The sequence below is a fragment of the Hylemonella gracilis genome (assembly GCF_004328645.1).
Classification (GTDB): domain Bacteria; phylum Pseudomonadota; class Gammaproteobacteria; order Burkholderiales; family Burkholderiaceae_C; genus Hylemonella; species Hylemonella gracilis_B.
The window spans coordinates 1,086,584-1,111,524 of record NZ_CP031395.1 but is presented as its reverse complement, the minus strand read 5'-3'; the positions used below and the strand labels follow the sequence as shown (position 1 = coordinate 1,111,524).

The window sequence follows — 24,941 nt, the reverse complement described above, 5'->3', positions numbered from 1 at the left end:
GCTCCCGTTCAGCCCAACTGAGGACCGTTGACCAGCGGCCAGGGGTTGACCCCGCCGCCAGGCGCCCATTGCAGCGACACAGGCGCGCCATCGTTGTGCCACGCACCGCTGTGCAGCACCTCGCCCAGATCGCGCACGTAGTCCATGTGACCGCCCAGGGCCTGGTAATCGGCCAGTCGCATGCTGAATTCGATGGGCGCGACAATGGCCGGCGTGGGCACGGTGCCGAAACTGTTGGCCGGCATCCGCGCCACGTCGACCATCACCGTGATGCCGCCACCAGGCCACACATAGGCCGGCGCACCGCCGCAGGTGACGTTGACCAGAGCCTGTTTGATCGCGCGCGTGAGCAGTACCGGATTCTCGGTCACGCCAGCGCGCAGCGAGCCCCCCGCGCCGCCAAGGAACAGCACCGTGCACAACGATGGCTCGCAGTTCGCGCCGATGCGCTCCACGATGGCGCGCACCTCGGTTGGCATGGTCTGCTCCACCGGCCTGAGCGCATCGTCGAGCACGTACCACGAGGCATGTTCGCCGGTGGTTGAGGTCATCAGCAGCCGAAGGCCCGGCCGCGCGACGCCCTCGTCCCAACCCTCGATGATCGACAGCGGATCGGCGATATCGGTCCCCCCCCAGCCCGTGCCCGGGTTGGCCACCTGGAAATAGCGACCCGGCGTCGATTTGCGGCCACGCATCTGGATGCCCGAGCGCGGCATGTCCAGGCAACGACCCGCCTGATGCTCCGTCAGCACGCCGGTGATGTGGTCGTCCACCACCACCACTTCGTCCGCGAGCCCCGCGAACTGCTGCGCGAAGATGCCGACAGCCGCCGAGCCGCAACCCACGCGCATGCGTTGCTCCTGCACGCCGTTGACGATCGGTGCCTTGCCCGCCTCGATGACGAGCTGTGCGCCGCCGTCGATGGTCAGTTCCACCGCCTGCCGGTTGCCCAGCTCCCGCATCACTTCGGCGGTGATGCGACCCTCCTTCTTGCTGCCACCGGTCAGATGATGGACGCCGCCCAACGACAGCATCTGCGAGCCGTATTCAGCGGTGGTCACGTGGCCGACCACCTCGCCCTTGCAACGCACATTGGCCTGCTCGGCGCCGAGAAAGCGGTCTGTGTCGATCTTTACCTTGAAACTGCAGTAGCTGAAGATGCCCTCGGTGACCACGGTCACCATGTCCACGTCACGGACCTTGGACGACACGATGAAGGGCGCCGGCTTGTAGTCGGGATAGGTGGTGGAAGAACCCACGCCGGTGACGAAGACATCCTCCGCCCGCAACAAGTCGCCATTCCAGGCGGGCGTCACGGCATCATCCACATCAGCGTCCGTCACAGGCTCGCCAGACGTCCCAGTCCGCGGCTCGGCATCCGGGGCCGCCAGTTCACCCCGGCTGCGTCCAGCGAAGGGAACCAGACTCGCGTCCTCCTGCGCCAGCGCGCGCCGCAGCACCACGACCGGGTCCACCCGCACCAGCACGCCACCGTGGTTCGCATAGCGGTCGCAGGCCCCGCAACGGCCATCGGAAATCTGGCAGAGCACCGGACAGGCGTTGCACTCGACCTTGTCGCCGCTCATGCGCTCGGTGCGAGGCCGGGCGTGCCCGAACGCCTGCGGTAGTGTGGAAGAATCGACGTCGGGAAGTCCGTCCGTCTTGGTGTGTTCAGTCATTTCAGCGGTTCCGCAAAGCTGCCGCCGCCCGAATACCGTGCTTGTGCGGCTGCCTCATTCTGTGTAGCATTTACTCAATGAAAATGTTGCGTTCACTACATTCGTTTTTCAATGTAGCGCATTCATTGACGACGTGCAACACGTGTTTTCGCGCCCGTTTTTGGGGCACCGAACGGCCCCGAAACGATGCGCACTGATTCACCAACCCGCAATTTCCGAACTGAGACCATGAGTGCATTCAATGAAGAACGCGTGCTGAGCGTCCGCCACTGGACCGATCGGCTGTTTTCCTTCACCACCACACGCGACCCGGCCTTGCGTTTTTCCAACGGCCACTTCACCATGATCGGCCTGCGCGTCAACGACAAGCCGCTGCTGCGCGCCTATAGCATCGGCAGCGCAAACTACGAGGACCATCTGGAGTTCCTCAGCATCAAGGTGGAAGAAGGCCCGCTCACCTCGCGACTGCAGCACATCCAGGTGGGCGACACCATCATCGTGGGCAAGAAGCCCACGGGCACGCTGCTGATCGACTACCTGCTGCCGGGCAAGCGCCTGTACCTGCTGTCCACCGGAACGGGATTGGCGCCCTTCCTGAGCATCGTTCGCGATCCCGAAACCTACGAGCGGTTCGAGCAAGTCATCCTCGTGCATGGCGTGCGCCAGGTGGACGAACTGGCCTACCACGACCTCATGACGGACCATTTGCCGCAGCACGAGTTCCTGGGCGAAATGGTCCGCCAGAAGCTGCTCTACTACCCCACCGTCACGCGCGAGCCCTACCGCAACATGGGCCGGGTCACCGACCTCATCACGTCCGGCAAGCTGTTCGCCGACCTGAGCCTGCCGCCACTCAAGCGCGAGGAAGACCGCGTGATGATCTGCGGCAGCCCAGGCATGCTGACCGACCTGAAGGCCATGCTGGAAGAGCGTGGCTTCGTCGAAGGCAACACCACCACGCCCGGTGACTTCGTGATCGAGCGTGCCTTCGTCGAGAAGTGACGCAACGCCCTTCAATGGCCACTTCCAAAACCACCACCACGCACAAGCCCAAGGCACCCGTCGCCGCGCGCCGCGGCACGGGTGTGCGCGAGCAAAATGCGCAGAACACCCGCGACAGCATCCTGCGCGCGGCGATCAAGGTCTTTTCCAAGCACGGTTACGACGGCGGCAGCGTCGAGAAAATCTCGCGCCTGGCGAAGTCGTACGACCGGATGATCTATTACTACTTCGGTAGCAAGGAAGGGTTGTACATCCAGGTCATCGAGGAAATCTACCGCCGCATGAACGAGGCCGAGGCCGAACTCGACCTCGACGTCGACCAGCCGCTGGAAGCGCTTACCCGGATGACGCATTTCGTGATGGACTACTACCGCGCGCATCCGGAGTTCGTCACCCTGCTCAACACCGAGAACCTGCACAAGGGCAAGCACATCGGCAAATCGAGCCGGGCACGCGAGTATTCGTCGCAACTGATCTCGCTGCTGGCCCAGATCCTTGAGAACGGCGCCGCGCGGGGCATTTTCCGCAAGGACGTCTCGGCACGCGACCTGTACCTGCTGATCGCCGCGAGCGGCTATTTCCACATGTCCAACCGTTACACGCTGAGCAGTTTCCTCGGCGAGGACATCGCCTTACCCGAGGCGGTCGCGCATTGGAAGGCCTTCGTCCTCGACACCGTGCTGCGCAAGGTCAATTCGGCGGGTCGACCTGCTGGCTAGCCCCTGTGCGCCAGCGACTTCCCGCTACCCGTCCCCCACGAAACCAGGAGTTCCCATGGCAGAAGCCGCAGCCACTGGCCAATCAGGCAAGGTCGTCATCCGCAACATCGGCCTGTTGCTTTCGGGCGACATTGATCGGCCCATCCTTGATGCCGACACCATCGTGGTGCATGACGGTCTGATCACCGCCGTCGGCCGGGAGAAGGATTGCGACACCGAGGGCGCGGCCACGGTGGTGGACGCGCGTGGCACCTGCGTGGCGCCCGGCCTGATCGATAGCCACGTGCACCCTGTCTTCGGCGACTGGACACCACGACAGAATCAGATCGGCTGGATCGACTCCACCATGAATGGTGGCGTGACCACCATGATTTCGGCCGGCGAAGTGCACCTGCCCGGCCGACCCAAGGACATCGTCGGCCTGAAGGCACTGGCCATCACCGCGCAGCGCGCCTTCGACAACTTCCGCCCCGGCGGCGTGAAGGTGATCGCCGGCGCTCCCGTGATCGAAAAAGGCATGACCGAGCAGGATTTCAAGGACCTGGCCGACGCCGGCGTGAAGCTGCTGGGTGAAGTGGGCCTGGGCTCGGTCAAGGCCGGCGAGGAGGCCAAGCAAATGGTCGCCTGGGCGCGCAAGCACGGCATCCAGAGCACCATCCATACGGGCGGCCCGTCGATTCCCGGCTCGGGCCTGATCGACAAGGATGTGGTGCTGGAAGCGGACGCCGACGTCATCGGCCACATCAACGGCGGCCACACCTCGCTGCCGTGGAAGCACGTGTGCGAACTGTGCGAAAAGTCCACCCGCGCCATCGAGATCGTGCACAACGGCAACGAGAAGATCGCGATCGAGGCCGCGCGCGCGGCCATAGAGCTCAAATGCCCGCACCGCGTGATCCTGGGCACCGACGGCCCGGCGGGTTCAGGTGTGCAGCCGCTGGGCATGCTGCGGATGATCGCGCTGATCTCCAGCTTCGCCAATATTCCGGCCGAGGTGGTGTTCGGCTTCGCCACTGGCAACACGGCGCGCATGCGACAGTTGAACTGCGGCCTGATCGAGGCTGGCCGCGCGGCCGACTTCGTGTTCATGGACCGCGCGCAGCACACCGCTGGCAAGACCCTGCTGGAGAGCGTGCAGCTCGGTGACATCCCCGGCATCGGCATGGTGATGATCGATGGCATCGTGCGCTGCGGCCGCAGCCGCAACACGCCACCGGCGACGGAAATCCCGGTGGTGGTCGGCGCGCACTGAGCCTGGACTGCGACGTCCGCTACCATGGCGGACACACGCCCTTTGGAGCACACCATGACCGCAGATGATGTTGCCGAACTGCCAGTCGCCGAGAAGCTGAAACTGATGGAGTCCCTGTGGGATTCACTGTGCGCTCAAATGGGCGGCGATGTCGCTCCCGCCTGGCATGGTACGGTTTTGGAGGAACGCCTGCGCCGCTTGGACAGCGGGGAAGAGCCCATTGCACCGTGGGCGCAGGCCAAGGAACGCATCCGCGCGCAAACAAAGGCGGTTTGATGCAAGTACAAATCGTCCGTGCGGCTGAGACGGATTTGCTGGCAGGGTATGGGTTTTACGAGCAGCAACAAGCGGGCATTGGCGACTATTTTCTCGACAGTCTGTACGCAGACATTGACGCGCTGCTTCTGTATGCGGGCATCCATCCCAAGTCCGATGGTCGCCTGCACCGCACGCTCTCCAAACGCTTCCCCTTCGCCATTTATTACGACCTGAAAGACGGTATCGTCACCGTCGTCGCCGTGCTGGACTGCCGCCAGAACCCAGCTTCGATTATTGAGCGGCTTGGGCGGAGTTGATCATTTTTGGGACAAGCCTGGTCGCAAATCCAGCACACGCGCGGTGATGCGCAAAAGGCCGCCCATTTCTGCAGAGACCTTTTCTACCTCGCGCTGAAGCATTGCCGCCAACCCCGTCATATCCAGGCTGGCACCGGTGCCAGGGTCATCCCAGCGGCGATCTTTGCTGACCGTGACCAGCAAACAACCGCTGCCGCGCTCGTCTGCCGCCAAGTATTTGCGAACCAGTTGATTTTTGATCGTGTCACGCAAATCTCTGCCAGACCACCCCTTTTCACCGATCTTCAATTCAATGACCGCTTGCTGATTCGATGCCGTCGCGTGCAAGCGAATGTCCGTTTCTTTTTCGTCTGCGGTAACCTCTTCTTGCGCCACGACATAGGCGTGATTGGCTCTATCGCTGAACACACGAGCTATTTCTCGCCGCATCAACTTCTCTTCTTGCAATCCAGCCCACGCCTCTCGGGGAGAGAAGTCGCTAAGCAACAGCTCCTCCAAATCATCCAGACGATCAAGCAGCAACGCAAACATGTCGTCGCGCGTGATGGGGGAAATATCCCGTTTTGCATCAAGAGTCGCGACATCCGATTCGGCAAGGGTTGCAGTATCGACCTCTTCCGCTGCCTTTTCGCGCATCAATTGCAAGACACGATCACGAAGATCTGCCAACAGCGGATCGTTTGCCATCTCCATCTTGGCTGCCCAGGCTTTCTGACCTTTTGCTTTCAGCAACGCGCTTAACAGCGCACTTCGCCCGCTCTCGGCGTGATCCCGCGGCCCTGGTCTATAAGCACCTTCATGCTTGACGTCGTCTGAAGAGCGCACATGGCGATATGCCAAACGTACAAGCCGAAGCAGAAGAGCAGGTTCAAAGCCCGGTTGAGACAGATCTATTGAAGTTCCGCCGTGCCTCTCGTTGAACAAGGCGCCCATCCATTCGACACCAAGCCCAAGCGGAGCTGGTTCAGAAGCGTGCAGCGCTCGTTCCAGCACATCAACGCCAACCGATGGATTCAACCGCATGAGTATGGGCATCCAAATCATTGCTCTTGGTGCGTCAAGACCTTGTGAGGCTTTTTCCGCGGCAATTTGTGCGATGTATCCATCCACATCACCATGCCGCAGCAGAATTTCAACCACTTGCCGCAGCCGCTCATCGGCATGGGCCTTGTTTTCCCCATCGCTCGCCTCTTGCTCTTGGCCATGCGCATCAAGCCATGCCCGTAGCCGAGGCAAAAACAAGGCTGTCGTCGTCTCCGTGGCATGCCCCAGATCCTGCAAGATCCCCGCGTGTGCGTGCAAAGCCTGCTCATTCAGTTCAGCAGTGAGCTCAGCCCCTAGAACGGCATCCACGACCTCCGGATGCGTTTCCACCAAGCTTTCAAACCAGGAAGGAAAGCCGTTCAATTCCATCGGCACATAGCGGGCCGCTGTTTCCGCCTCGGTGGCGGATAACTTATGCGTCCACTGCGGATCTTCGGCCTCAGCAGCAACACCCGCCAAACCAAATAACCAATGTTCAAAGTACGAGTTCTTTTCGTCCTCAGATCGCTCGCTACGCAACGTCGGGCGGACTTTGCGCCACGCAGCGATCAGCGCCAATCGCGAACGATCAGCGGCATCTTTGCCAAAATATTGCTCAACAAAGCGTCGATTCCAACCAAACTCTCGGCTGTGATCGCCTGACCGCCTCATGGCCTTCCACAGATTCCAAGCAGTGTCGCCAGCCTCGTCGGGACTGAAAGCTGTTTCCGGGCTTTCGACCACCTTGCGCCAAAATCGTATCCAGCTCTCGCGTGCTTCGGCATCTTGACGCTCGCGCTCCTTTTTCCGCTCTTGGGCTTCAGCTTCCCAGCGAACCACGTTCGGGTCGGGTTCACGGGGTTGCAACGCGGCGTCTATCACCGACACCAACTCTGGAGCGTCTTCTACCAGTGGCCTGAGCTTTCGCAATTGGTCAACCCGCTCACCTTGTCCATCCCATACGGCCTGCAGCGAGGCTTCAAGCATCACCCGACGCATGTCCAGCGGACTTTGGGCATCTGCCAGGATTTCGCGCACCCATTCCGCGTCTTGCTGGTGACTCAAGCGCACAGCGCCCCGGTGATGCACATTCCAAAAACGCCGCCAAGGGTCTTGCTGAGGATGGTATTGCTGGCAAAACGCATCGTCGGCCCAAAAAACAGCCTTGCGAGCAGGCGCGGGCTGTTGCTCGAAAACACTTCTTAGGCGGACAAGCGGGTCATCAGATTCTCGATAGCCATCATTCGCATCCAAGCGCAAGGCGAGAACGCTGGATTGAATCACCTCTGGCCCAAGATCACCTGTCTTGATAAGGCGCAGACAGACTGCCGCAAGCGGCTTGCGCAGATGCGGCTTGGATGTGTTGATGCGGTCATGGTCTTGATCCCATACAGCGCCAGCCATGACAAGCCGAGAAAGCTCTGCGCGAAGTTGCTGCATATCGGTAAGCGCCAGTGGCGCTTCGGCAATTTTCGGCGTCAAAACATGCCTGACCCAATCCCATCCGTACCTTGCGGCGGGTTTGAGCCTGTCCATCACACGGCATAGGCGCACGACATCAATGTGCGTTGGAAACAATTGCGTGATTGCATTGCCCGCGAGTCTTTCCGGCCACAGATCTGCCTCCGAGACCAAAGACTCCACCACAGCGGCAAGACGATCATCATTCATGGAAATCAGAGCACTCAGCGCATGTATGCGCTCACCTGAATCCGCCTCACGATCCAGAACTACCGAGTAAGCGATGCCCGAACACGACATGATCGGTGCAAGGGCGATGATCTCCATCAACAGTTCCCGAACTTCACGGTTTTCGATGCCAACACTCCACAACCGTTGAATTTCCGGCCCCAAGTCTGCTGACGCGAAACGCTGAACCTGAACCCTGGGCACATGCAGACCGCGCCAAGAGCCCGTGCCATACCGCTGCGCATAAGCCCGCAACACGTCCAATCGTTGCCCGGTCAACAGAGATTGCGGGTCGGCATCGTTGAGCAAAAGCTCCGGCTCTCGGTCACGCACTTCCCTGAAGAAATCTGCTCTGAAGCCAGCCAACCACGCAGCAACGGGCCGCATGGAAGGTTTGACCACTTTCTCTCCCTGTAGCGTTTGTGCAAACAACAACCGTTTGATGGTTTTTATGGATACGCCTCGGTTCAACAAATCATCAAGGCGCTTGGCCGCCAAATATTCAATCACCGAGCGATGATGAAAGCGCACACGCTGATAGCTGGCAAAACCGAACAGGGCACGCTCCAGCAGTGCCTTGCGCTCCGGCTCCGACCAGTCCGGCAAGACTAAGCCGGTATCCAGAGCGGCGGCAGACTCACTGGCTCTTTCTGCATTGGCGCTATGGCGAATTGTCAGTCTGCGCGTCAGCAATGCGGCCAATGCCAAACGGCTCGCGCCCTCGAACGCCTTGGCCTCTGCAAGCGGTGCATCCTTTTCTCGACCTGTATTGGGTCTAAGCTTGACCTTGATGTTGTGTTCAACTTGTTCCCGATGACTGCGTATGCGATGAGGATTGGAGTCATTCCAACTCGCGCAAAGCTCAATCAAATCCTGCGGCCTGCGGGTAAAGTCTTCTGCACTTCCTTTCTCAATATCCTGCAAGAACGCATCTGGGTCTGAAATGCCTTGAAGCACCGCCATCTGCCGAACTTGCTCCGTTGAAAATGGCATCAACATGACAGTTCGCCACTCTGGCGGCCCGGCATCGGCCGGTACTTCGTTCCGATGCCGACTCATGACGGCATCGGCAAAGTCGCTTCCACTTGCATTGGTGGGACCTTCCGCGCGCTGCGGAACCGCGAGATGTCGGTGGATAAGCCGACGATCAAATTCAATCGGACGCGTCGTCACAACAACCCGCACCCGTGCAAGCTGTCCAGCAAGTGCTCTGAAAAACCGCTTCAAGGCCATCTCAAAAGAGCCTTGTGTCAGTTTCAGTTCATCTATGGAGTCGAGAAAGAAAGTTGCAATATCGGACTGTGAGATACGCCACGCCTCAAAGCGCTGTTGCTCTTCATGGTCGAGCATGTCGATCAGATCGTTCCGAGACAACTCGGCCAGTTCCACGAAGAATGCAGGCTCGCCAGCCTCCCACAATTTTTTGCGCTCTTCCCTGCATTCATGGGTCTTGCCCGCGCCTGCCTCGGAAATGATGAGCACACGCTTGGAACACAGCAGCTCTTCCCAACTCAGGCCACCTGCGCCTCCATAACGCTTCAGCATCAGCGCATACATGGGGTCAACGTCCAGCTCCCTGTCCTGCGACCAGTCCAGGAACAGGCGTTGGATACGAGTCTGGGGCGTCATTGGCATTTCTAAAGCTTAGCTCAATGTACGAACAGATAAAATCTCGCCCTTCCAGCAGGCCGCTTCGACAGTGGGCCTGCTTTTCCTTTTTCCGGAACCACCCCGTGTCCCACGCCCCCCACACCGCCGAGGAAGTCCGGCGCCGCCGCACCTTCGCCATCATTTCCCACCCGGACGCCGGTAAGACAACGCTGACGGAAAAGCTGCTGCTGTTCTCGGGCGCGATCCAGATCGCCGGCTCGGTCAAGGCGCGCAAGGCCAGCCGCCACGCGACGTCCGACTGGATGGAGATCGAAAAGCAGCGCGGCATCTCGGTGGCCAGCTCGGTGATGCAGATGCAGTACCGCGAGCACGTCATCAATCTGCTCGACACACCGGGCCACAAGGACTTCAGCGAGGACACCTACCGCGTGCTGACCGCCGTGGACTCTGCGCTCATGGTCATCGATGCGGCCAACGGCGTGGAAGCGCAGACGCGCCGCCTGATCGAGGTCTGCCGCCAGCGCGACACGCCCATCATCACCTTCGTCAACAAGATGGACCGCGAGGTGCGCGACCCGCTGGACATCCTGGACGAGGTGGAACGCGAACTCGGCATGCCTTGCGTGCCCATGACCTGGCCCGTGGGCCAGGGCAAGAGCTTCGGCGGCATCATCAACCTGCGCACCCAGACCATGACCGTGTTCGAGTCGGGCAGCGAACGCCGCCCGCAGGATTTCGAGACCATCCCCGTCAGCGACCGTGCCACGCTGCACGCCCGCTTCGGCGGCGAGTTCGACGCGGCCATGGACAGCATGGAACTCGCCACCGGCGCCTCACCCGCCTTCGACCGCGAGGCCTTCCTGGCCGGCAAGCAGACGCCCGTGTTCTTCGGCTCGGGCGTGAACAACTTCGGCGTGATGGAGGTGCTGGACGCTCTGGTAGACCTGGCCCCCTGGCCCAAGGCCCGCACCAGCTCGCTGGTGGTCAACAAGGAAACGGTGAGCAAGGAAGTGCTGCCGGACGACGCGGCTTTCTCCGGCGTGGTCTTCAAGGTGCAGGCGAACATGGACGCCAACCACCGCGACCGCATCGCCTTCGTGCGCGTGGCCTCGGGCAAGTACCAGCCGGGCATGAAGCTGAAAGTCCAGCGCACGTCCAAGGAACTGCGCCCGACCAGCGTCGTCACCTTCATGAGCCAGCGCCGCGAGGCCGTGGAAGAAGCCTACGCGGGCGACATCGTGGGCTTCACCACCCACGGTGGCGTGCAACTGGGCGACACCATCACCGACGGCAGCGTGGCCCTGCAGTACACCGGCCTGCCCTTCTTCGCGCCCGAGCTTTTCATGACCGTTGTGCTGAAGAACCCGCTGCGCACCAAGCAACTGCAGCAGGGCCTGGCCCAGCTCGGCGAGGAAGGCGCCATTCAGGTGTTCAAGCCCGAGATGGGCGGCAATATGCTGCTGGGTGCCGTGGGTCAGTTGCAGTTCGAAGTCGTGCAACACCGTCTGAAAAGCGAATACGACGCCGACGTGCGCCTCGAAGGCTGCCAATACACGGGCGCGCGCTGGATCACCGCCGACACACCGGCTGAACTCAAGGCTTTCTGCGATGCCTACCCCCAGCGCCTGGCACGCGACGCGGCCGACACCCTGGCCTACCTTTGCACCTCGCCTTACGACGTGCGCCTGGCGCAGGAACGCTTCCCCAAGATCCACTTCCATCCGCTACGCGAGCACGCCGGCTTGGCTTTGGAACAGCACTGACAGCGTCACGAAGCGATGCCATGATGCGGGCGCGTCGAGTGCGTCTGCATTGCGCTGCGGTACCCCCAGCTCCAGCGCCCCTTCACCCATCCGCACGATTCCAGGAGGAACCCCATGAAAATCCGCGTCCTGCCCACCGGCTCTGCCCTTGTCGCAACCCTCGCCATCGCCTTGCTTTGCAGCCCGGCCCAGGCACAGCTGTTCTTGCCCAACCCCGCAGCCGCGACCACGATCTCCCTGGACGCGCAATCATCGGTAGAAGTGGACAACGACCGGATGCACGTCACGCTCGGTACGTCCGAAGATGGCGAAGACACCCGGGCGCTCACGCAGCGTGTGCTGGCACGGCTGAACGAAGCGCTGGCCCAGGCTCAGAAGACCAGCGGCATCGAGGCCCGGCTCGGTGGCGTGACCACGCAACCGATCTACGACGCCAAGGGCAAGACCCAGCGCTGGACGGTCAGCGGCAGCATCGTGCTGCAGTCGCGCAACTTCACCGAACTGGGCGCCCTGAGCTCCGAGCTCAGCCGCGAGATGCGCATCCAGTCGGTCGACTTCTCGCTGTCGTCCGCCGCGCACGACAAGGCGCGGGACCGGCTGATCACCGAATTGGCGCAAAGCGTGGAGCAAAAAGCCCGCGCCACCGCGGCGGCCTTCGGCTTCGCGCAGTACCGCATCCAGACCCTGGCCCTGGACCAATCCCAGGCCATGCCACGTCCGATGCGGGCGCTGGCCATGGCCAAGGGCGGGGACATGGCCAGCGAGAGCATGCCTTTGCCGACCGAAGGCGGCACGACCACCGTGACCTTGCACGTCACCGCCACCCTGCTGGCCGACGGCAAGGCACCGGTCCGACTGCGCTGACATGCTGACGCCCTGGGGGGCGTCCCAGATGGCCCTCCGCACCGGCACCGCTCCCGGGAGCCAAGGGCGCACCCTGCACAAATCAGACTCCGTGCAGGGCCAGTAGCAAGGAAAACGGCTGATCAACGTTCCGATAGCCCCGTCGCGTCGCGTTTCTCCGATTTCAAGGGCCGATTGTTTTTGTTTTGGAAATACCGAAGTTCGGATTTGCTGGTTTATCTCCTGTTTCAGCAAGCATACAGTTCATCCCATCGACGCAGCGCTCACCAACAACGCTCATCGATGTGGCCTTGAGCTCGGTCAGACCGACCTGCCGACCACTGCCCATTGAAGCAAACTGAAAGGATTTCCATCATGAACCGCTCGACTTCCCTCTCCCTCGTTGCCATCGCCGCCGCCCTGATCGCCGGCCCCGCCCTGGCCAATGACACCACCGCCAAGACCCGCGAACAAGTCCAGGCTGAACTGGCCCAGGCCGTGCGCAGCGGCACCATCGTGGCTGTGGGCGAAGACAGCATGACGCTGAACCAGCAATTCCCCGGCCTGTACCCGCAACAAGCCGCCAAGGCCGGCAAGACCGGCGAGCAAGCCCAAGCCGAACTGGCCCAAGCGGTGCGCAACGGCGACATGGTGGTTGGCACCTCGAGCAAGCTCAACCAGCTGTTCCCCGACCTCTATCCGAAGCAAGTCGCCAAGGCCGGCAAGACGCGTGAGCAAGTGCAGGCTGAACTGGCCGACGCCGTGCGCACCGGTGACATCGTGGCCGTGGGCGAAGACAGCATGACGCTCAACCAGCAGTTCCCCGGCCTCTATGCGCAGAAGGTCGTGCACACCAACACCGCCTCCAGCGGCAATGGCACCGTGTCTGCGAACTGAACCTCCGTTGCCCCCTGAAGGCCTCGGCTACCGCCGGGGCCTTTTTATTTGGGGCCTCCACACGGATCCGTGCATGAGACGGACTAACGGAGTCGTTCAGAACGCCGAAAACCAAGCCGCCAATGCTTGCTGCAAGCGCCTGTGACCACGCTGCAGGTGCAGCATGTGCCCACCGTCGGGGATGACGACGTACTGCTTGTCCGGGTTGGGCAGAGCCGCGAAGAAGGGCAGCAGACCCTCGGTGTCAGCCACATCGTCGTACTGGCCATGAACCATCAGCGTGGGCACCGTGATGCGATGCGGGTCCACCAGGGGCAGGCGGGTGAGCACGTCGATCTGCGGGCCGGTGGGTGACTTCTCCTCGGCCGCCACGGCAGCGCGGGCAAACGCGTCCATTACCACCGGGTCGTTCACCGCTTCGGGCGTGAGCGAATGGAAACGCAGCTTCCAGCCCTGCTCGGTGATGCGGATGTAGGGGTTGCGCTGGAACACGGCCAGGCGCGGTCGGCGAGTCTTCAGGTCCGGGCTGTCGGCGTGCATCTGGGCGTAGCTGGCGTAACGCGCCACTTTCTCCGGGTGCGCCATCACGAACTGTCCGCCGTACTGCGTGCCCCAGGACCAGGCCAGCAGATGCACTTGCCGCACCTGGGACGTACCGCGCAGGGCCAGCACGTCATCCACCACCGCATTGAGATCGCTCGCGGCCTGTTCGGTCGTCAGGAAATCCTCGGGCCGGGTGGAGCGGCCGAAGCCGCGCACGTCGAACGCGAACACGTCGAAACCTTGCCGTGCCAGAAAGTCCATGGCGCTGTAGCTGGACTGACCCGGCACCTGCAGGTCAAAGCTCTCTCGCCCTCCCGTCGCCGAACCATGGGCCAGCACCAGGACGGGCTTGCCTTGGGGGCGACCCGTGAATTTCTCCCAGACATGCAGGTGCAGCCCCTCGTGCCGTACCTCATGCGCCACGCCGTGTATTTCTTCCATCGCGCTCGCTCGCCGCTCGGCGGCCCCGGATAATGTTGCCGCGCATTCTCCCTGAATCCCCATGTCCGCCTCACCCACGCTGCTCGCCCTCCCCACCTGGCCCGCCGAAGAACGCCACCGCATCACCGGCGTGCTGACCGACATCGACGACACCTTGACCACCGAGGGCGCGATCACGCCCGACGCGCGGCAATCGCTGGATGCCTTGCGCGAGGCCGGCATCGCGGTGATCCCGGTCACGGGTCGCCCCATCGGCTGGAGCGCGCCGCATGCGCGCAGCTGGCCGGTGCAGGCCCTCGTGGCGGAAAACGGCTCGGTCGCCTGGGTCGACGGTGGAAGACGCAAGATCTACCAGCAGGACGAAGCCACGCGCCGCCGCAACCACGCGCGCCTGCAAGAGGTGGCGCAACGCGTGTTGCGCGAAGTGCCGGGCGCCACGCTGGCCCAGGACAGCCCGGGCCGCGAGACCGACATCGCCATCGACCACAGCGAATTCACCCAGTTGCCACCCGAGGCCGTCGCCCACGCGGTGCGCATCATGCAGGCCGAGGGACTGAACGCCACGGTCAGCAGCATCCACATCAACGGTTGGATCGGCGCACACGACAAATGGAATGGCGCGCGCTGGATCGTGCGTGAACTGTTGGGTCGGGAACTCGGCGAAGAACTCGACCAGTGGGTCTACATCGGCGACTCGACGAACGACCAGCTCATGTTCCAGCGGTTTCGACACAGCGTGGGCGTGGCCAACATCGCGCGCTTCCTGCCCGAGCTGACGCATCGACCGCGTTATCTGACGGCAAGCGAACGCGGCGCGGGCTTCACGGAACTTGCACGGGCGCTGCTGCAAAACCGGCCTTAAGCCTGTGCCGCGCGTGTGAGTCGCACCCCCGCTGTGCCACAGGGCCTGTCGGCCCGGTCGGTCTCAGCGGATCAAGCGGCCAAGGGCAGCTTGTCGTCCCATCGCAGATCATCCACCCGCAACCGGGGCAGACGTCCCGGGTACTGGCTCTGGATGAAATCGATCAGCGCCTCGCGTACCTTGCAACGCAGCTCGAACATGCGCGCCGCATCCTGCGCGGTCACCAGCGCGCGCACTTGCATGGCACGGTCGTTGGTGTCGGTCACGTGCAGCAAGGCCAGGCGCCCATCCCATTCAGGAATGGTCTTGACCACCCGCTCCAGCTCGGCGCGTAGCGGCGCCAGCGGCAGGGCGAAATCCACCCACAGGAACACCGTGCCCAGCAAGGCCGTGCCGGTGCGTGTCCAGTTCTCGAAGGGGTTGTCGATGAACCACTGCAGAGGAATCACCAGCCGCCGGTCGTCCCAGACGCGGAACACGACGTAGGTGCCCGTGATCTCCTCGACACGCCCCCACTCCCCGCGCACGATCAGCACGTCGTCGATGCGGATGGGCTGGGTCAGCGCGATCTGCAGGCCCGCGATCAAATTGCTGAACACCGGCCGCGCCGCAATACCGACCACCAGACCGAGGACACCGGCGGAAGCCAGCAGGCTGGTGCCGACCTGGCGCGCGCCGGGAAAGGTCATCAGCATGAAGGCGAGGCCGGCCAGGAAAACCACCACCTGGGCCAGACGCGACAACACCCGCGCCTGCGTGTGGACCCGCCTTGCTTCCAGGTTCTCCACCACATCCACTGGATACCGGGCCAGCACGCCGTTGGCGAAACCCGTGAGCGCGCGCATGCTCAGCGAGGTGCACAGGCCGATCAACAGCAGACCCGTGACGTGACGCGCCCCGTCCATCCAGGGCAGGCTCTCGGGCGCGGCCTGCAACACCAGCACGCCCACGGCCACGGGCACGGCCCAGCGCGCGGGCCCCAGCACGGACATCAGCACGTGACGCAGCATGGATTCGGGCGTGGTCACGCGCATGATCAGGCGCCGCCCCGCGTAAAACGTCAGCACGCTGAGCGCGACCGCCAGCAGCAGCACCACCAGCACACCACCCCAGGTGGAAGAAACGGGAGTCAGCAGGTTTTCAATCCAGGTCAATGTCGGCACCTCCTTGCGCAGTCGTTGGATTCATTTTTAGTAACCCACTGTTTTAACGGCTATCGGGCAATGCACCAAACCTGGGTTTCAATCCCTTCCGTCAGGAATGTTTTGCGCCACCACGTCAGCGTCACAGCCCTGGCCGGCAGCGATCCAACGACGCAGCCAAGCCTGTTTCACGATGCGCCACCAACGCGGCCCGCGAGGACGCGCCGGGGCCAGCAGACCACATTGGTAACGCCGCTGCGCCGCGTCCCAGCGCAGGGCGGCGCAAGCGCCGCGCCAGCGTCGCGTCACCAGCACACCCAACGGACAGGGCGCGTGCAGGCAGCACAGGCCGCAGCCATTGCAGGGCTCGCCCAGGGCAGGCTTGGCGGGTGCCTCGGGCTCGATCAGAATGATGCGTTGGATCATGACGCGTGATTCTCGCGCCCCCCCGCGTCAAGCAGGTCGGCCCCGAACCTCGGTCCTTCTGAACCTGCCCGCCTCACCTGCCTGACACCATGGCCCACGAAGCACTCGCCGAACACTGTCTCGAATTGTTTGCACCACTGGGCAAGGCGCGGGCCAGGCGCATGTTCGGAGGACAAGGCCTGTACGTGGACGAGCTGTTCATCGCCCTCATCGCGGACGGTCGGCTCTATCTCAAGACCCATGAGGCCACGCGACAGGCCTTTGCCGACGCCGGCGGCCAGCCTTTTGTCTACGCAGGTTCGAAACACAAACCCACGGTCGTGATGAGCTACTGGACGCCACCCGCCGAAGCGCTCGAGTCGCCCGCGCTGATGACACCCTGGGCGCGACTGGCGATGGCGGCCGCGCTCGCGGCACGCAAGCCAGCCAAATCCCCCCGACCTGTCCGGTCCACCGCGTCACGCAAGCGCGGCACATCATCACGAGACGACGTCGGTCCCGCCACCCCCCGGACCCGATCCCAGACCGACAAACCCCGCTCCCGCAAAACCTGAACGCCACGCGCCGCGCAAAGCGGCTCAGCGCTTGTGGTTCAGGAGGCGTGCCGTGGACGACTCAGGACTGGGCGGACCATGCGCCCAGCGTCGCGAGGCTGACGGCCATGCCCCCGCAGACTTCCACCAAGGGCCTCTTGAAGCGGGACAGGATTTCAGGGTAGGCATCCACCGCCGCCAGCGCGGCGCCGCAAGCCGGCTCTACCAGCACACGCATGCCATCGGCAAAACGGATGCAGGCTGCCATGGCTTGGTCATCGCTGACGGTCAGACTGAGGGTTGGGTGGGTTTGCGCCAGCCGCAATGCTTCGTCGGCGACGCGGCGGGCGCCCAGCGATGTTGCGATGGAGCGGATGGCCGGCAAAGTGACCGCGACGCCCGCCTTGATGCTCTGACTCAGGCTATCGGCACCCAGGGTTTCGACCGCGATCACCGGCACATGGCCCAGGCCATTGCGGTGCAGGCCCTGAACGATTCCGCACAGCAGGCCGCCGCCGCCCACCGCCGTGATCACCGCATCGAAGTCCAGGCCCTCGGCCACCACTTCGTCGATCAAGCTGGCATGGCCCTGCCACAAGAGCGGGTGGTCGAACGGATGGACATAAGCCGCGCCGCGCTGTTGCGCGAGCCCCACGGCATACGCATGCGCCTCATCCCAGACCGCGCCATGACGCAGCACCTCGGCGCCGCGCGCGGCGATCTTCTCGGCCACGGCCGCGCTGCTGCTCAGCGGCAGCACGATGGTGGCCTGCAGGCCCAGCGCCTGGGCTGCCCAGGCCGCCGCGAAGCCCGCATTGCCGCCCGAGGCGCAGACGATGGCAGTGGCCCCGTCGTCCGCGGCGCGCTGCACCAGCAGGCCCACCCCGCGCAGCTTGAAGCTGCCGCTGGGCTGCAGCGCATCCATCTTGAGCCACACCTCGGGATGCGAGAACAGGCCTGGCGCAGCCCGCAGCAGCGGGGAATGGAGATGCAGCGGTTCAGTCATGGTTCACATTGTCTTGGCGACCCACTTCCAGCTCTGCAGGAGCTTGGCCGGGCCAGCGGATCAGGGCCAGGTTCAGCCATTCCGGGACGTGGGCGGAACGCAGGGGGAAAAAGCGGTTCAGTGGCATGGGATACGTCGATTCAGAGCGCGATGCAGGCAGTCTAAAAGCATTCGTGCGAAGCGATAATCCACTCAAATTTCAAATCATTTGTTCTCCATGAGCACAAATCAAGCACAGCTTCTGCTGCATGAAATGGCGGTGTTCGTCCGCGTGGTCGAGACCGGCAGCTTCTCGGAAGCGGCCCGCCAGATGGCGGTCACGCCCTCGGCGGCCAGCCGCGCCGTGGCCCGGCTCGAGCAGGCGCTGGGCCAGCGCCTGCTGCAGCGCAGCACCCGCAAGCTGCGTCTGAGCGATGGCGGTCAGGCGGTCTACACGCATTGCCGCGAGATGCTGGACGCGGCACAGGCCGCGCTCGAAGCCGCGGGCCACCAAGGCGAGGAACCGCGCGGGCAACTGCGCATCAGCGTGCCCAAGGCCATCGGCCGGGCCCTGGTGCACCCGCACATGCCCGACTTCCTGGCGCGCTACCCCCAGGTGGACGTGCTGTTGCGCCTGGAGGACCGTTACATGGACCTGTACGACGAAGAGATCGACCTGGCCATCCGCATCACCGACCAGCCGCCGCCCGGGCTGATGGGGCGGCGCCTGCTGCGCATTGACCACCTGCTCTGCGCCACGCCCGAGTACCTGGCGACGCACGGCATGCCCGCGCAGCCGCAGGACCTGAAAGCGCACAACTGCATCTACCTGGGCGAGGAACCGGGCGATGCACGCTGGAAGTTCCGACGCGGCGAGCAGAGCGCGACCGTGCAGGTGCGCGGTCGCTACGCGGCCAACCACACCGGTGTGCGACTGGACGCCGTGCTGAGCCACCTGGGCATCGGCAGCCTGCCCCATTTCACGGCGCAGGAGGCCCTGGCCCAGGGTCGCATCGTCCCGGTCTTGCCCGACTGGACCTTTCAGACCCACTACAGCGGCGACGCCTGGGCGCTCTACCCGCGCACGCGCCACGTCACACCCAAGCTCAAGGCGCTGCTGGATTTTCTGGGGGAACGTTTGAAGACAGATCGCTGAGCATCTGCCGCCCCAGGACCCAGGCACTGCCTGCGGCCAAGGTGAAACCCAGCGCCCCATGGCCCGCATTGATGTAGAGATTGGCGGGGCCTCTTTGCCCGATGATGGGCACGGCGGTGGGCGTCGCGGGACGCAAGCCCGCCCACGACTGCGGGTCCTGGAACTCGCAGGCCTCGGGAAACATCTGGCGTGCGGCGTCCATCATTTGCTGGATGCGACCGGGTGGGATGGACAGGTCATGCCCGACCAACTCGGCCCTGGCCGCCACGCGCAGACGCCCGCCCAGCGGCGCGAACACGGTCTTGCGCCCGAGATCGGTCACGCTGACGCGGGGTGCCTTGTCCGAGGCACGCACGGGCAAAGTGATGCTGTAGCCTTTGATGGGATAGATCGGCAACGTGACCCGGACCAATGCCGCCAGCCGGGGGGCCTCCACGCCATTGGCGATCACGAACGCATCGGCGGCGAATGCCCCACCGGGTGTCACCGCGGCCGCGACGCGATCGCCTTGGACGACGAACCCCGTCACCTTCGTGTCGAAATGGACTTGTCCTCCCAGACGCAGCAAGCTGTCTGTCATTTCCAGGCTCAAGGCATGCGGATCACCCACACATTCATCCGCGGTCCAGACGCCACCCGCGAACTGATCGATGGATGTGCGCAAGGCCGGCTCCCGGTCCACGCATTCCTGCGGCGTCAGCAGCGTCTGCCGGCAACCCAGCGTCGATTGAAACTGCAGTTGGGCCTGCTGCCTGCGCAAGGACTCCGCATCCGGACAGAGCACCAGCTTGCCGTTGCGTTGGAACGAAAACCGCCAGTCCTCCCGGTCCATCCAGCTGTCCAAGGTCTCCCGGCTGAGTTGAGCGAGCAGCAACAATTCGCGTGTCCCCAGGCGCGACTGTCGCGCGGTGCAAGCCCGCAGGAACTGCAGGCACCACACCCACTGACGGACATCGGCACGCAGGCGCAAGCGCAGGGGCGAAGCGGAAGACACGAGCATCGCGGGCAGACCGCGCAAGGTCGCCGGAGAAGCCAGGGGCTCGACGTAGCTGTAGCTGAGTTGAGCCCCATTCGCGAAGCTGGTGCCGCGTCCCGCTCCCGGGGCCTGGTCCAGCAGATGCACCTCCCACCCCTGCAAAGCAAGCTGGTAGGCCGTGGCGCAGCCGACGATGCCGGCGCCTATCACACATACTTTCATGATGTCCTCGTACTCAATCCAGACCGGCGGGGCGCAGCCCGTGCCACGCGGTGGCTTGCTCGAACCCCAGACCCAGGCGCAGCACCTTGGGTTCGTCCCAGGAACGGCCGATGAATTGGACGGATATCGGCATGCCCTCGGGTGACATCCCGGCCGGGACGGCCAGGGCACACAGGTTCATCAAATTGACGAAGCGCCCGAAACGCGACAAGGGCGTGGCGAGTTCGTCCACCTCGGCCACCGGAATGGCGGAGATGGCATTGGTGGGAAACACGCAGGCGTCGATGCCGTCCATGGCGTTCAACATGTCACGGCGTGCACGGTCACGGGAACGCAAGAGGTCCTGGTATTGCTGCGCGCTGATGCCACTCCCCAGCAGAATGCGGCGCCGGATGTTCGGGTCGAAGCGCAGTTCGGAACGCTCGAACAACGGCCCGAGTTGCGCGTAGCCTTCGGCGCTCATCAACTGACCGGCGATGCGCATGGACTCGGCGCAGGACTGGGGCAGGTCCTGTTCGACCAGTTGTATCCCCATGCCCCGCAACACGTTCAGGGCTTCGTCGTAGGCGGTCAGAACGGCGGCCTCCACCCCCACCCGCTCCGCGGCCGGCAAAACCCAGAGCCGGGCCCCGCGCGGCAGGGCCTTCAGGGCGGGTGCAATCTGCCGCACCGGTGCGCCCTGCGACACGTCGTCCAGCGGGTCAGCCCCCGCCATCACGTCCAGCAGCAAAGCGCAATCCCTGGCAGTGCGCGCCAGGGGACCAACTGTGTCGTGGCTGGGGCAGAGTTCGATCAAGCCATGCCGGCTGATCAAACCATGCGTGGTCTTCAGTCCCACCAGCCCGCACAGGCCCGCGGGGATGCGCACCGAGCCACCGGTGTCGGTGCCGATGGCCGCGCAGGCCAGGCCCGCGGCAACAGCCACCGCGGACCCGCTGCTGGAGCCGCCCGGAATCCGGTGCGTGCGCAGATCCCAGGGGTTCCAGGGCGTGCCCATGACTTCGTTCGTGCCCCAGCCCCCGAAGGCATATTCAACCGTGTGGGTCTTGCCGATCACGATGGCTCCCGCAGATCGCAAACGCTGCACCACGGTGGCCGTGCTGGTCGAGATCCTGGCCGGCTGGGCCACGGAACCGCCGGTGATCGGCTTGCCGTCGATCTCGAACAGGTCTTTCACCGCCACGGTGACACCGTGCAAGGGGCCGAGACTGATGCCCGCGCGGCGCAGGCCATCCATCGCGCGCGCGGTCTCGCGCGCCTCGTCGGCATAGACATCGACGAAGGCGTGCAGCTTGGCATCGAATCGCTCGATGCGCTGCAGTTGATGTTCCACCAGCACCTCGCTGGTGAGCTCACCGGCCTCCATGGCCGCCTTGGCTTGCTCGATCGAGACAAAGGCGGGATTGAACAGAACGGGATTCATGGGTGTACCTTCGCCTGTGGCTTCGGGGCGAGCGCCTTCGGACGGCCGGGCAGGGCTCATGCCGCCCCAGGGTGCGTCGACCCCGCCGCAGGCGCCGCTCGATGAGTCGAGAAAGCATGGACAGGGGAAACGCGATCGCAAAATAGAACACACCGACCAGCAGGAAGATGTGCAATGGGAGAAACGACTCGCTGGCGATGGCGCGCGCGGCCAACATCAGTTCTTCGGTGGCAATCAACGCGCACAGGGAACTGTCTTTCAGCAGGGTCACGTAGGTATTGAGCAGCGGCGCGAGCATGACGCGCAAGGCCTGCGGCCACACCACGCGCACAAACACCTGCAGCGGCGACAGGCCCGCGGCCAGTGCCGCCTCGCGCTGACCACGATGCACCGACAACAGGCCACCGCGCAGGATTTCGGCCACGTAGGCCGAACCATGCAACCCCAGGCCCAGGGCGCCGGCCCAGAAACCAGGCAGCGTCAGGCCCAGCGCGGGAAGCGCGAAGTACAAAGTCAGCAACAGGGCCAGCAGCGGCACCGTCCGAACGGCCACCACATACCCCCGGGCCAGCGTCGCCAGTGGTCTCACGCCGCCGCGCTGCAGCACCAGCAGCAAGGCCCCCAGCCCCAGGGCCAGCACGAAACCCAACAATGACAGGCTCGCCGTCACCCGCGCGCCGTCCAGCAGCCGCGGCCACCATTCGGGCAGGTACTCCAGATAGGTCAGGAAAAACGCCGTCATCGCACGCCCTCCATTCGCAGTTCGATCCGTCGGAACCCCCAGGTCACGGGCCAGACCAGGGCCGCGTACAGCAGCATGGCCGCCAGGTAGATCAGCACGGTCTCGAAAGTCGATGTCACGAGGTTGCGGGCGAGGAACATGATTTCGGGCGCGGCGATGGCCGACGCGATCGAGGTGTCCTTGATGAGCACCACGGCGTAATTCGTCAAGGATGGAAAGGTCACGCGCAGCATCTGCGGCACGAGCACGAAACGCAGCACCTGCCCCGGCGCCAGGCCAACGGCCAGGGCCGCTTCACGCTGTCCCATGTGCAGCGAGCGCAAGCCGGCCGCGAACACATCGCAGAGCACCGCCGCCCCCACCAGGCCCAAGCCCGTCACAGCCGCGCACAGCGGTGAGAGACGGATACCGGCCGCGGCAAGGCCGAAATAGAGTAGGAACAGATGCGCCAGCGCCGGCACATTGCGCATCCACTCGACGTAGACCGACAACAGCCACAAGGGCAGGCGGTGGCGACCGAAGACCCGCAGCACGGCCAGTGCAAGCCCCAGCACGCAGGCGATCAGGAAGGCCCCCAGCGTCACCTGGACGATCGTGACCACGCCCACGGCCAAGGCGGCCAGAATGCCCAGAAAGGTGTGCATCATCGGCGTCACCTTGCGGGCCGCACCAGGCCGACTTGGGCACTGGCGTCATCGCCCGCCCCAACGCGGCCACCGACCTTGCCGAGAAAGCTGCGCGTGCGCTCCACGCGCGGCCGATCGATGACCTCGGCGGCGCTGCCTTTTTCGACGATGTGCCCCTGATCCATGAAGATGACACGATCGGCCACGTCGCGGGCGAAGCGGATTTCGTGCGTGACCAGAATCATGGATCGCCCTTCCTCCGCCAGCTCGCGGATCACGCCCAGCACCTCGCCCACCAGTTCCGGGTCCAGCGCCGAGGTGGGCTCGTCGAACAGGATCAGCCTGGGTCGCTGCGCCAGGGCCCGTGCGATCGCCACGCGCTGCTGCTGCCCGCCCGAGAGCCGCTCCGGGAATTCGTCCGCCTTGTGTCCCAGATGCACCTTGTCCAGCATCTCCTGCGCGAGGGCGTGCGCCTCGGCGCGCGCCATGCCGCCAGCCCGGATGGGCCCAAGCGCCACGTTGTCGCGCACGTTCAAATGGGGCCACAGGTAGAAGCCCTGGAACACCATGCCGATCTCGGCGCGCTGGGGCGCCAGTTCACGGTCCGACATCCAGCGCCAGTCCTGTCGCCGGCTGGGCAATTGCCCGATGCGCTCCTCATCCAGAAAGATCGCGCCATCCGTCGGACGCTCCAGAAAATTGATGCACCGCAGACAGGTGGATTTGCCGGAACCGCTCGGACCAATGAGGGCGAGGGTCTCGCCCCTGTGCAATTCCAGCGAGATGCCCTTGAGAACATCGAGCGCGCCGTAGCTTTTCCGCAGCCCTTCGATGCGCAGCACGGGCCGCTGCGCGGAATCGGCATCGGCTCGCACCGCTTGCCGCATCGCCTGCATGGAGGCCATCGTGTCATCCCTCACGTCGTGCACCACCGTGCCTGTCAGCGGCAGGAAGGCAGGCGCCAGTCGGCGGGGCGATCCACGCCAGCGCGGAAGTTCTGGCCGACCGGCACGTACCAGACATCCTGCACCAGGCCGTAACGCTCGCCGATCTTCTTGAGCTCGCACTTTTGCCAGAGCTTGGCGATCTCGGCATTCACGGCGGCCGCGAGCTCGGGGTTGTCCTTGCTCAGGCCGAACACCACCTGGCCCAGGCCCGTCAGCAAGGGGAACTCCGGGTTGTTGTCGGTGAAGGCGTTGAAACGCAGCTTCCACTGCGGATTGCGGGAGATGGCGTACTGCACCACCGGCGGATCGCCGATCACGGCGTCGATGCGACCGGCCAGCAGATCGCGCACGGCGGCGTCCGAGGTGTCGTACTGGCTCAGTTGCAGCCCCTTGATCTTGCGCAGCTCAGGGATGAAGGAGAAGCCGGTGATGGTGCCCACCTTGCGCCCCTCCAGCTCCTTCAGGGTCGACCAGTCGGTCTTGGACGACTGCATGATGCCATTCTTGAAATAGTGAATCGGATCACTCAGCGTCATGATCTTCGCGCGTTGCTCGGTCCACCCCATGGTGCCCGCCATCACATCCACGCGCCCGGTCTGCACCGAGGCGATCGTGCCCGACCACTCCATCAGCGCGGGCTTGACCTTGAGCTTGAGCGTGTTCGCCACCCGTTGCAGGATTTCGCCGTCGTAGCCGATCATGCTGCCGTCCTGGTAACCCGTGCCCGGCATGTCACCGGTGAAGGCGATGGTGAGTTGCCCCGGCTCGATGGTCCGGGGAACCGATTGGGCGTGAACCGATGGCGCGATCAGCGCGACGCCGAGAACCGCGCACAGGATGCGCGCCAGAGACAAGTGCTTCATA

Annotated in this window: 24 protein-coding genes; 11 read left to right on the top strand and 13 right to left on the bottom strand. The window is 63.9% G+C overall.

What is annotated here, in order from left to right; all coding sequences use genetic code 11:
- Nucleotides 1-8 precede the first annotated feature (8 nt).
- Complete coding sequence (locus DW355_RS05260) at nucleotides 9-1,679, bottom strand: 6-hydroxynicotinate reductase (protein WP_131278273.1); 1,671 nt, start codon at nucleotides 1,677-1,679, stop codon at nucleotides 9-11.
- Between the two features lie 228 nt (nucleotides 1,680-1,907).
- On the opposite strand from DW355_RS05260, the gene DW355_RS05255 reads away from it, so the two are divergent.
- From DW355_RS05255 to DW355_RS05235, 5 genes are read left to right on the top strand one after another with little or no spacing between them, the layout of a single operon-like run.
- Complete coding sequence (locus tag DW355_RS05255) at nucleotides 1,908-2,681, top strand: ferredoxin--NADP reductase (protein ID WP_131278272.1); 774 nt, start codon at nucleotides 1,908-1,910, stop codon at nucleotides 2,679-2,681.
- 14 nt (nucleotides 2,682-2,695) lie between these two features.
- Nucleotides 2,696-3,400 carry a TetR family transcriptional regulator gene (locus DW355_RS05250; protein WP_131278271.1) on the top strand — a complete coding sequence of 235 codons (705 nt, stop codon included), beginning with the start codon at nucleotides 2,696-2,698 and terminating at the stop codon, nucleotides 3,398-3,400.
- Between the two features lie 55 nt (nucleotides 3,401-3,455).
- Nucleotides 3,456-4,652 (top strand): amidohydrolase family protein, encoded by a 1,197-nt coding sequence (locus DW355_RS05245; RefSeq protein ID WP_131278270.1) that lies wholly within the window; start codon nucleotides 3,456-3,458, stop codon nucleotides 4,650-4,652.
- A 54-nt stretch (nucleotides 4,653-4,706) separates the two neighbouring features.
- Entirely contained in the window at nucleotides 4,707-4,928 is a 222-nt protein-coding gene (locus DW355_RS05240) for an addiction module protein (RefSeq protein ID WP_165493125.1), read from the top strand.
- Nucleotides 4,928-5,227 carry a type II toxin-antitoxin system RelE/ParE family toxin gene (locus tag DW355_RS05235; protein WP_207388084.1) on the top strand — a complete coding sequence of 100 codons (300 nt, stop codon included), beginning with the start codon at nucleotides 4,928-4,930 and terminating at the stop codon, nucleotides 5,225-5,227. The genes DW355_RS05240 and DW355_RS05235 overlap by 1 nt, the downstream gene beginning before the upstream one ends.
- On the opposite strand, the gene DW355_RS05230 is transcribed toward DW355_RS05235, so the two are convergent.
- Nucleotides 5,228-9,568, bottom strand: a complete 4,341-nt coding sequence (locus DW355_RS05230) for an ATP-binding protein (protein ID WP_131278267.1) — start codon at nucleotides 9,566-9,568, stop codon at nucleotides 5,228-5,230.
- A gap of 104 nt (nucleotides 9,569-9,672) precedes the next feature.
- On the opposite strand from DW355_RS05230, the gene DW355_RS05225 reads away from it, so the two are divergent.
- From DW355_RS05225 to DW355_RS05215, 3 genes are all read left to right on the top strand, one after another.
- Entirely contained in the window at nucleotides 9,673-11,313 is a 1,641-nt protein-coding gene (locus tag DW355_RS05225) for a peptide chain release factor 3 (RefSeq protein ID WP_131278266.1), read from the top strand.
- Between the two features lie 114 nt (nucleotides 11,314-11,427).
- Nucleotides 11,428-12,177: an SIMPL domain-containing protein gene (locus DW355_RS05220; RefSeq protein WP_131278265.1), complete on the top strand. Its 750-nt coding sequence runs from the start codon at nucleotides 11,428-11,430 to the stop codon at nucleotides 12,175-12,177.
- A gap of 354 nt (nucleotides 12,178-12,531) precedes the next feature.
- Nucleotides 12,532-13,053: a DUF4148 domain-containing protein gene (locus DW355_RS05215; RefSeq protein ID WP_131278264.1), complete on the top strand. Its 522-nt coding sequence runs from the start codon at nucleotides 12,532-12,534 to the stop codon at nucleotides 13,051-13,053.
- A gap of 96 nt (nucleotides 13,054-13,149) precedes the next feature.
- Here DW355_RS05215 and DW355_RS05210 read toward each other — a convergent pair whose 3' ends face one another.
- Nucleotides 13,150-14,037, bottom strand: a complete 888-nt coding sequence (locus DW355_RS05210; RefSeq protein ID WP_165493124.1) for an alpha/beta hydrolase — start codon at nucleotides 14,035-14,037, stop codon at nucleotides 13,150-13,152.
- Nucleotides 14,038-14,098: 61 nt separating this feature from the next.
- Here DW355_RS05210 and DW355_RS05205 point away from each other — a divergent pair, with 61 nt between their 5' ends.
- Complete coding sequence (locus DW355_RS05205) at nucleotides 14,099-14,899, top strand: HAD family hydrolase (protein WP_131278262.1); 801 nt, start codon at nucleotides 14,099-14,101, stop codon at nucleotides 14,897-14,899.
- A 71-nt stretch (nucleotides 14,900-14,970) separates the two neighbouring features.
- Here DW355_RS05205 and DW355_RS05200 read toward each other — a convergent pair whose 3' ends face one another.
- Complete coding sequence (locus DW355_RS05200) at nucleotides 14,971-16,053, bottom strand: mechanosensitive ion channel family protein (RefSeq protein ID WP_347562744.1); 1,083 nt, start codon at nucleotides 16,051-16,053, stop codon at nucleotides 14,971-14,973.
- An 87-nt stretch (nucleotides 16,054-16,140) separates the two neighbouring features.
- Nucleotides 16,141-16,467: a hypothetical protein gene (locus tag DW355_RS05195; protein WP_131278261.1), complete on the bottom strand. Its 327-nt coding sequence runs from the start codon at nucleotides 16,465-16,467 to the stop codon at nucleotides 16,141-16,143.
- A gap of 89 nt (nucleotides 16,468-16,556) precedes the next feature.
- Here DW355_RS05195 and DW355_RS05190 point away from each other — a divergent pair, with 89 nt between their 5' ends.
- Nucleotides 16,557-17,021: a TfoX/Sxy family protein gene (locus DW355_RS05190; RefSeq protein WP_131278260.1), complete on the top strand. Its 465-nt coding sequence runs from the start codon at nucleotides 16,557-16,559 to the stop codon at nucleotides 17,019-17,021.
- Nucleotides 17,022-17,082: 61 nt separating this feature from the next.
- On the opposite strand, the gene DW355_RS05185 is transcribed toward DW355_RS05190, so the two are convergent.
- Entirely contained in the window at nucleotides 17,083-18,006 is a 924-nt protein-coding gene (locus DW355_RS05185; RefSeq protein ID WP_131278259.1) for a pyridoxal-phosphate dependent enzyme, read from the bottom strand.
- Nucleotides 17,999-18,133 carry a hypothetical protein gene (locus DW355_RS18350; protein WP_278249374.1) on the bottom strand — a complete coding sequence of 45 codons (135 nt, stop codon included), beginning with the start codon at nucleotides 18,131-18,133 and terminating at the stop codon, nucleotides 17,999-18,001. Before DW355_RS18350 ends, DW355_RS05185 begins: the two co-directional genes overlap by 8 nt.
- 90 nt (nucleotides 18,134-18,223) lie before the next feature.
- On the opposite strand from DW355_RS18350, the gene DW355_RS05180 reads away from it, so the two are divergent.
- Entirely contained in the window at nucleotides 18,224-19,141 is a 918-nt protein-coding gene (locus DW355_RS05180; protein ID WP_131278258.1) for a LysR family transcriptional regulator, read from the top strand.
- Here DW355_RS05180 and DW355_RS05175 read toward each other — a convergent pair.
- From DW355_RS05175 to DW355_RS05150, 6 genes are read right to left on the bottom strand one after another with little or no spacing between them, the layout of a single operon-like run.
- Nucleotides 19,092-20,339, bottom strand: coding sequence for a D-amino acid dehydrogenase (locus DW355_RS05175; protein WP_131278257.1), 1,248 nt, complete (start codon nucleotides 20,337-20,339; stop codon nucleotides 19,092-19,094). The two genes, DW355_RS05180 and DW355_RS05175, sit on opposite strands and share 50 nt — an antisense overlap.
- Nucleotides 20,340-20,352: 13 nt before the next feature.
- A complete protein-coding gene (locus tag DW355_RS05170; protein WP_131278256.1) occupies nucleotides 20,353-21,762 on the bottom strand; it encodes an amidase in 1,410 nt (469 codons plus the stop codon).
- Nucleotides 21,692-22,504 (bottom strand): amino acid ABC transporter permease, encoded by an 813-nt coding sequence (locus DW355_RS05165; protein WP_242671303.1) that lies wholly within the window; start codon nucleotides 22,502-22,504, stop codon nucleotides 21,692-21,694. Before DW355_RS05165 ends, DW355_RS05170 begins: the two co-directional genes overlap by 71 nt.
- Nucleotides 22,501-23,151, bottom strand: a complete 651-nt coding sequence (locus DW355_RS05160; protein WP_131278255.1) for an amino acid ABC transporter permease — start codon at nucleotides 23,149-23,151, stop codon at nucleotides 22,501-22,503. The genes DW355_RS05165 and DW355_RS05160 overlap by 4 nt, the downstream gene beginning before the upstream one ends.
- Nucleotides 23,152-23,156: 5 nt before the next feature.
- A complete protein-coding gene (locus DW355_RS05155) occupies nucleotides 23,157-24,035 on the bottom strand; it encodes an amino acid ABC transporter ATP-binding protein (RefSeq protein ID WP_131278254.1) in 879 nt (292 codons plus the stop codon).
- 35 nt (nucleotides 24,036-24,070) lie between these two features.
- On the bottom strand, nucleotides 24,071-24,940 hold the full coding sequence (locus tag DW355_RS05150) for an ABC transporter substrate-binding protein (protein ID WP_131278253.1): 870 nt from the start codon (nucleotides 24,938-24,940) through the stop codon (nucleotides 24,071-24,073).
- Between the last annotated feature and the right edge of the window lies 1 nt (nucleotide 24,941).

Excerpts from the sequence above, each read along its gene's own strand:
- DW355_RS05195 (WP_131278261.1), bottom strand. The coding sequence starts at position 16,467 with ATGATCCAACGCATCATTCTGATCGAGCCCGAGGCACCCGCCAAGCCT.
- DW355_RS05235 (WP_207388084.1), top strand. The coding sequence starts at position 4,928 with ATGCAAGTACAAATCGTCCGTGCGGCTGAGACGGATTTGCTGGCAGGG.
- DW355_RS18350 (WP_278249374.1), bottom strand. The coding sequence starts at position 18,133 with ATGCCACTGAACCGCTTTTTCCCCCTGCGTTCCGCCCACGTCCCGGAA.
- DW355_RS05185 (WP_131278259.1), bottom strand. The coding sequence starts at position 18,006 with ATGACTGAACCGCTGCATCTCCATTCCCCGCTGCTGCGGGCTGCGCCA.
- DW355_RS05150 (WP_131278253.1), bottom strand. The coding sequence starts at position 24,940 with ATGAAGCACTTGTCTCTGGCGCGCATCCTGTGCGCGGTTCTCGGCGTC.
- DW355_RS05220 (WP_131278265.1), top strand. The coding sequence starts at position 11,428 with ATGAAAATCCGCGTCCTGCCCACCGGCTCTGCCCTTGTCGCAACCCTC.
- DW355_RS05190 (WP_131278260.1), top strand. The coding sequence starts at position 16,557 with ATGGCCCACGAAGCACTCGCCGAACACTGTCTCGAATTGTTTGCACCA.
- DW355_RS05165 (WP_242671303.1), bottom strand. The coding sequence starts at position 22,504 with ATGACGGCGTTTTTCCTGACCTATCTGGAGTACCTGCCCGAATGGTGG.
- DW355_RS05250 (WP_131278271.1), top strand. The coding sequence starts at position 2,696 with ATGGCCACTTCCAAAACCACCACCACGCACAAGCCCAAGGCACCCGTC.
- DW355_RS05170 (WP_131278256.1), bottom strand. The coding sequence starts at position 21,762 with ATGAATCCCGTTCTGTTCAATCCCGCCTTTGTCTCGATCGAGCAAGCC.
- DW355_RS05205 (WP_131278262.1), top strand. The coding sequence starts at position 14,099 with ATGTCCGCCTCACCCACGCTGCTCGCCCTCCCCACCTGGCCCGCCGAA.
- DW355_RS05240 (WP_165493125.1), top strand. The coding sequence starts at position 4,707 with ATGACCGCAGATGATGTTGCCGAACTGCCAGTCGCCGAGAAGCTGAAA.
- DW355_RS05260 (WP_131278273.1), bottom strand. The coding sequence starts at position 1,679 with ATGACTGAACACACCAAGACGGACGGACTTCCCGACGTCGATTCTTCC.
- DW355_RS05155 (WP_131278254.1), bottom strand. The coding sequence starts at position 24,035 with ATGGCCTCCATGCAGGCGATGCGGCAAGCGGTGCGAGCCGATGCCGAT.
- DW355_RS05245 (WP_131278270.1), top strand. The coding sequence starts at position 3,456 with ATGGCAGAAGCCGCAGCCACTGGCCAATCAGGCAAGGTCGTCATCCGC.
- DW355_RS05230 (WP_131278267.1), bottom strand. The coding sequence starts at position 9,568 with ATGACGCCCCAGACTCGTATCCAACGCCTGTTCCTGGACTGGTCGCAG.
- DW355_RS05215 (WP_131278264.1), top strand. The coding sequence starts at position 12,532 with ATGAACCGCTCGACTTCCCTCTCCCTCGTTGCCATCGCCGCCGCCCTG.
- DW355_RS05210 (WP_165493124.1), bottom strand. The coding sequence starts at position 14,037 with ATGGAAGAAATACACGGCGTGGCGCATGAGGTACGGCACGAGGGGCTG.
- DW355_RS05160 (WP_131278255.1), bottom strand. The coding sequence starts at position 23,151 with ATGATGCACACCTTTCTGGGCATTCTGGCCGCCTTGGCCGTGGGCGTG.
- DW355_RS05255 (WP_131278272.1), top strand. The coding sequence starts at position 1,908 with ATGAGTGCATTCAATGAAGAACGCGTGCTGAGCGTCCGCCACTGGACC.
- DW355_RS05180 (WP_131278258.1), top strand. The coding sequence starts at position 18,224 with ATGAGCACAAATCAAGCACAGCTTCTGCTGCATGAAATGGCGGTGTTC.
- DW355_RS05175 (WP_131278257.1), bottom strand. The coding sequence starts at position 20,339 with ATGAAAGTATGTGTGATAGGCGCCGGCATCGTCGGCTGCGCCACGGCC.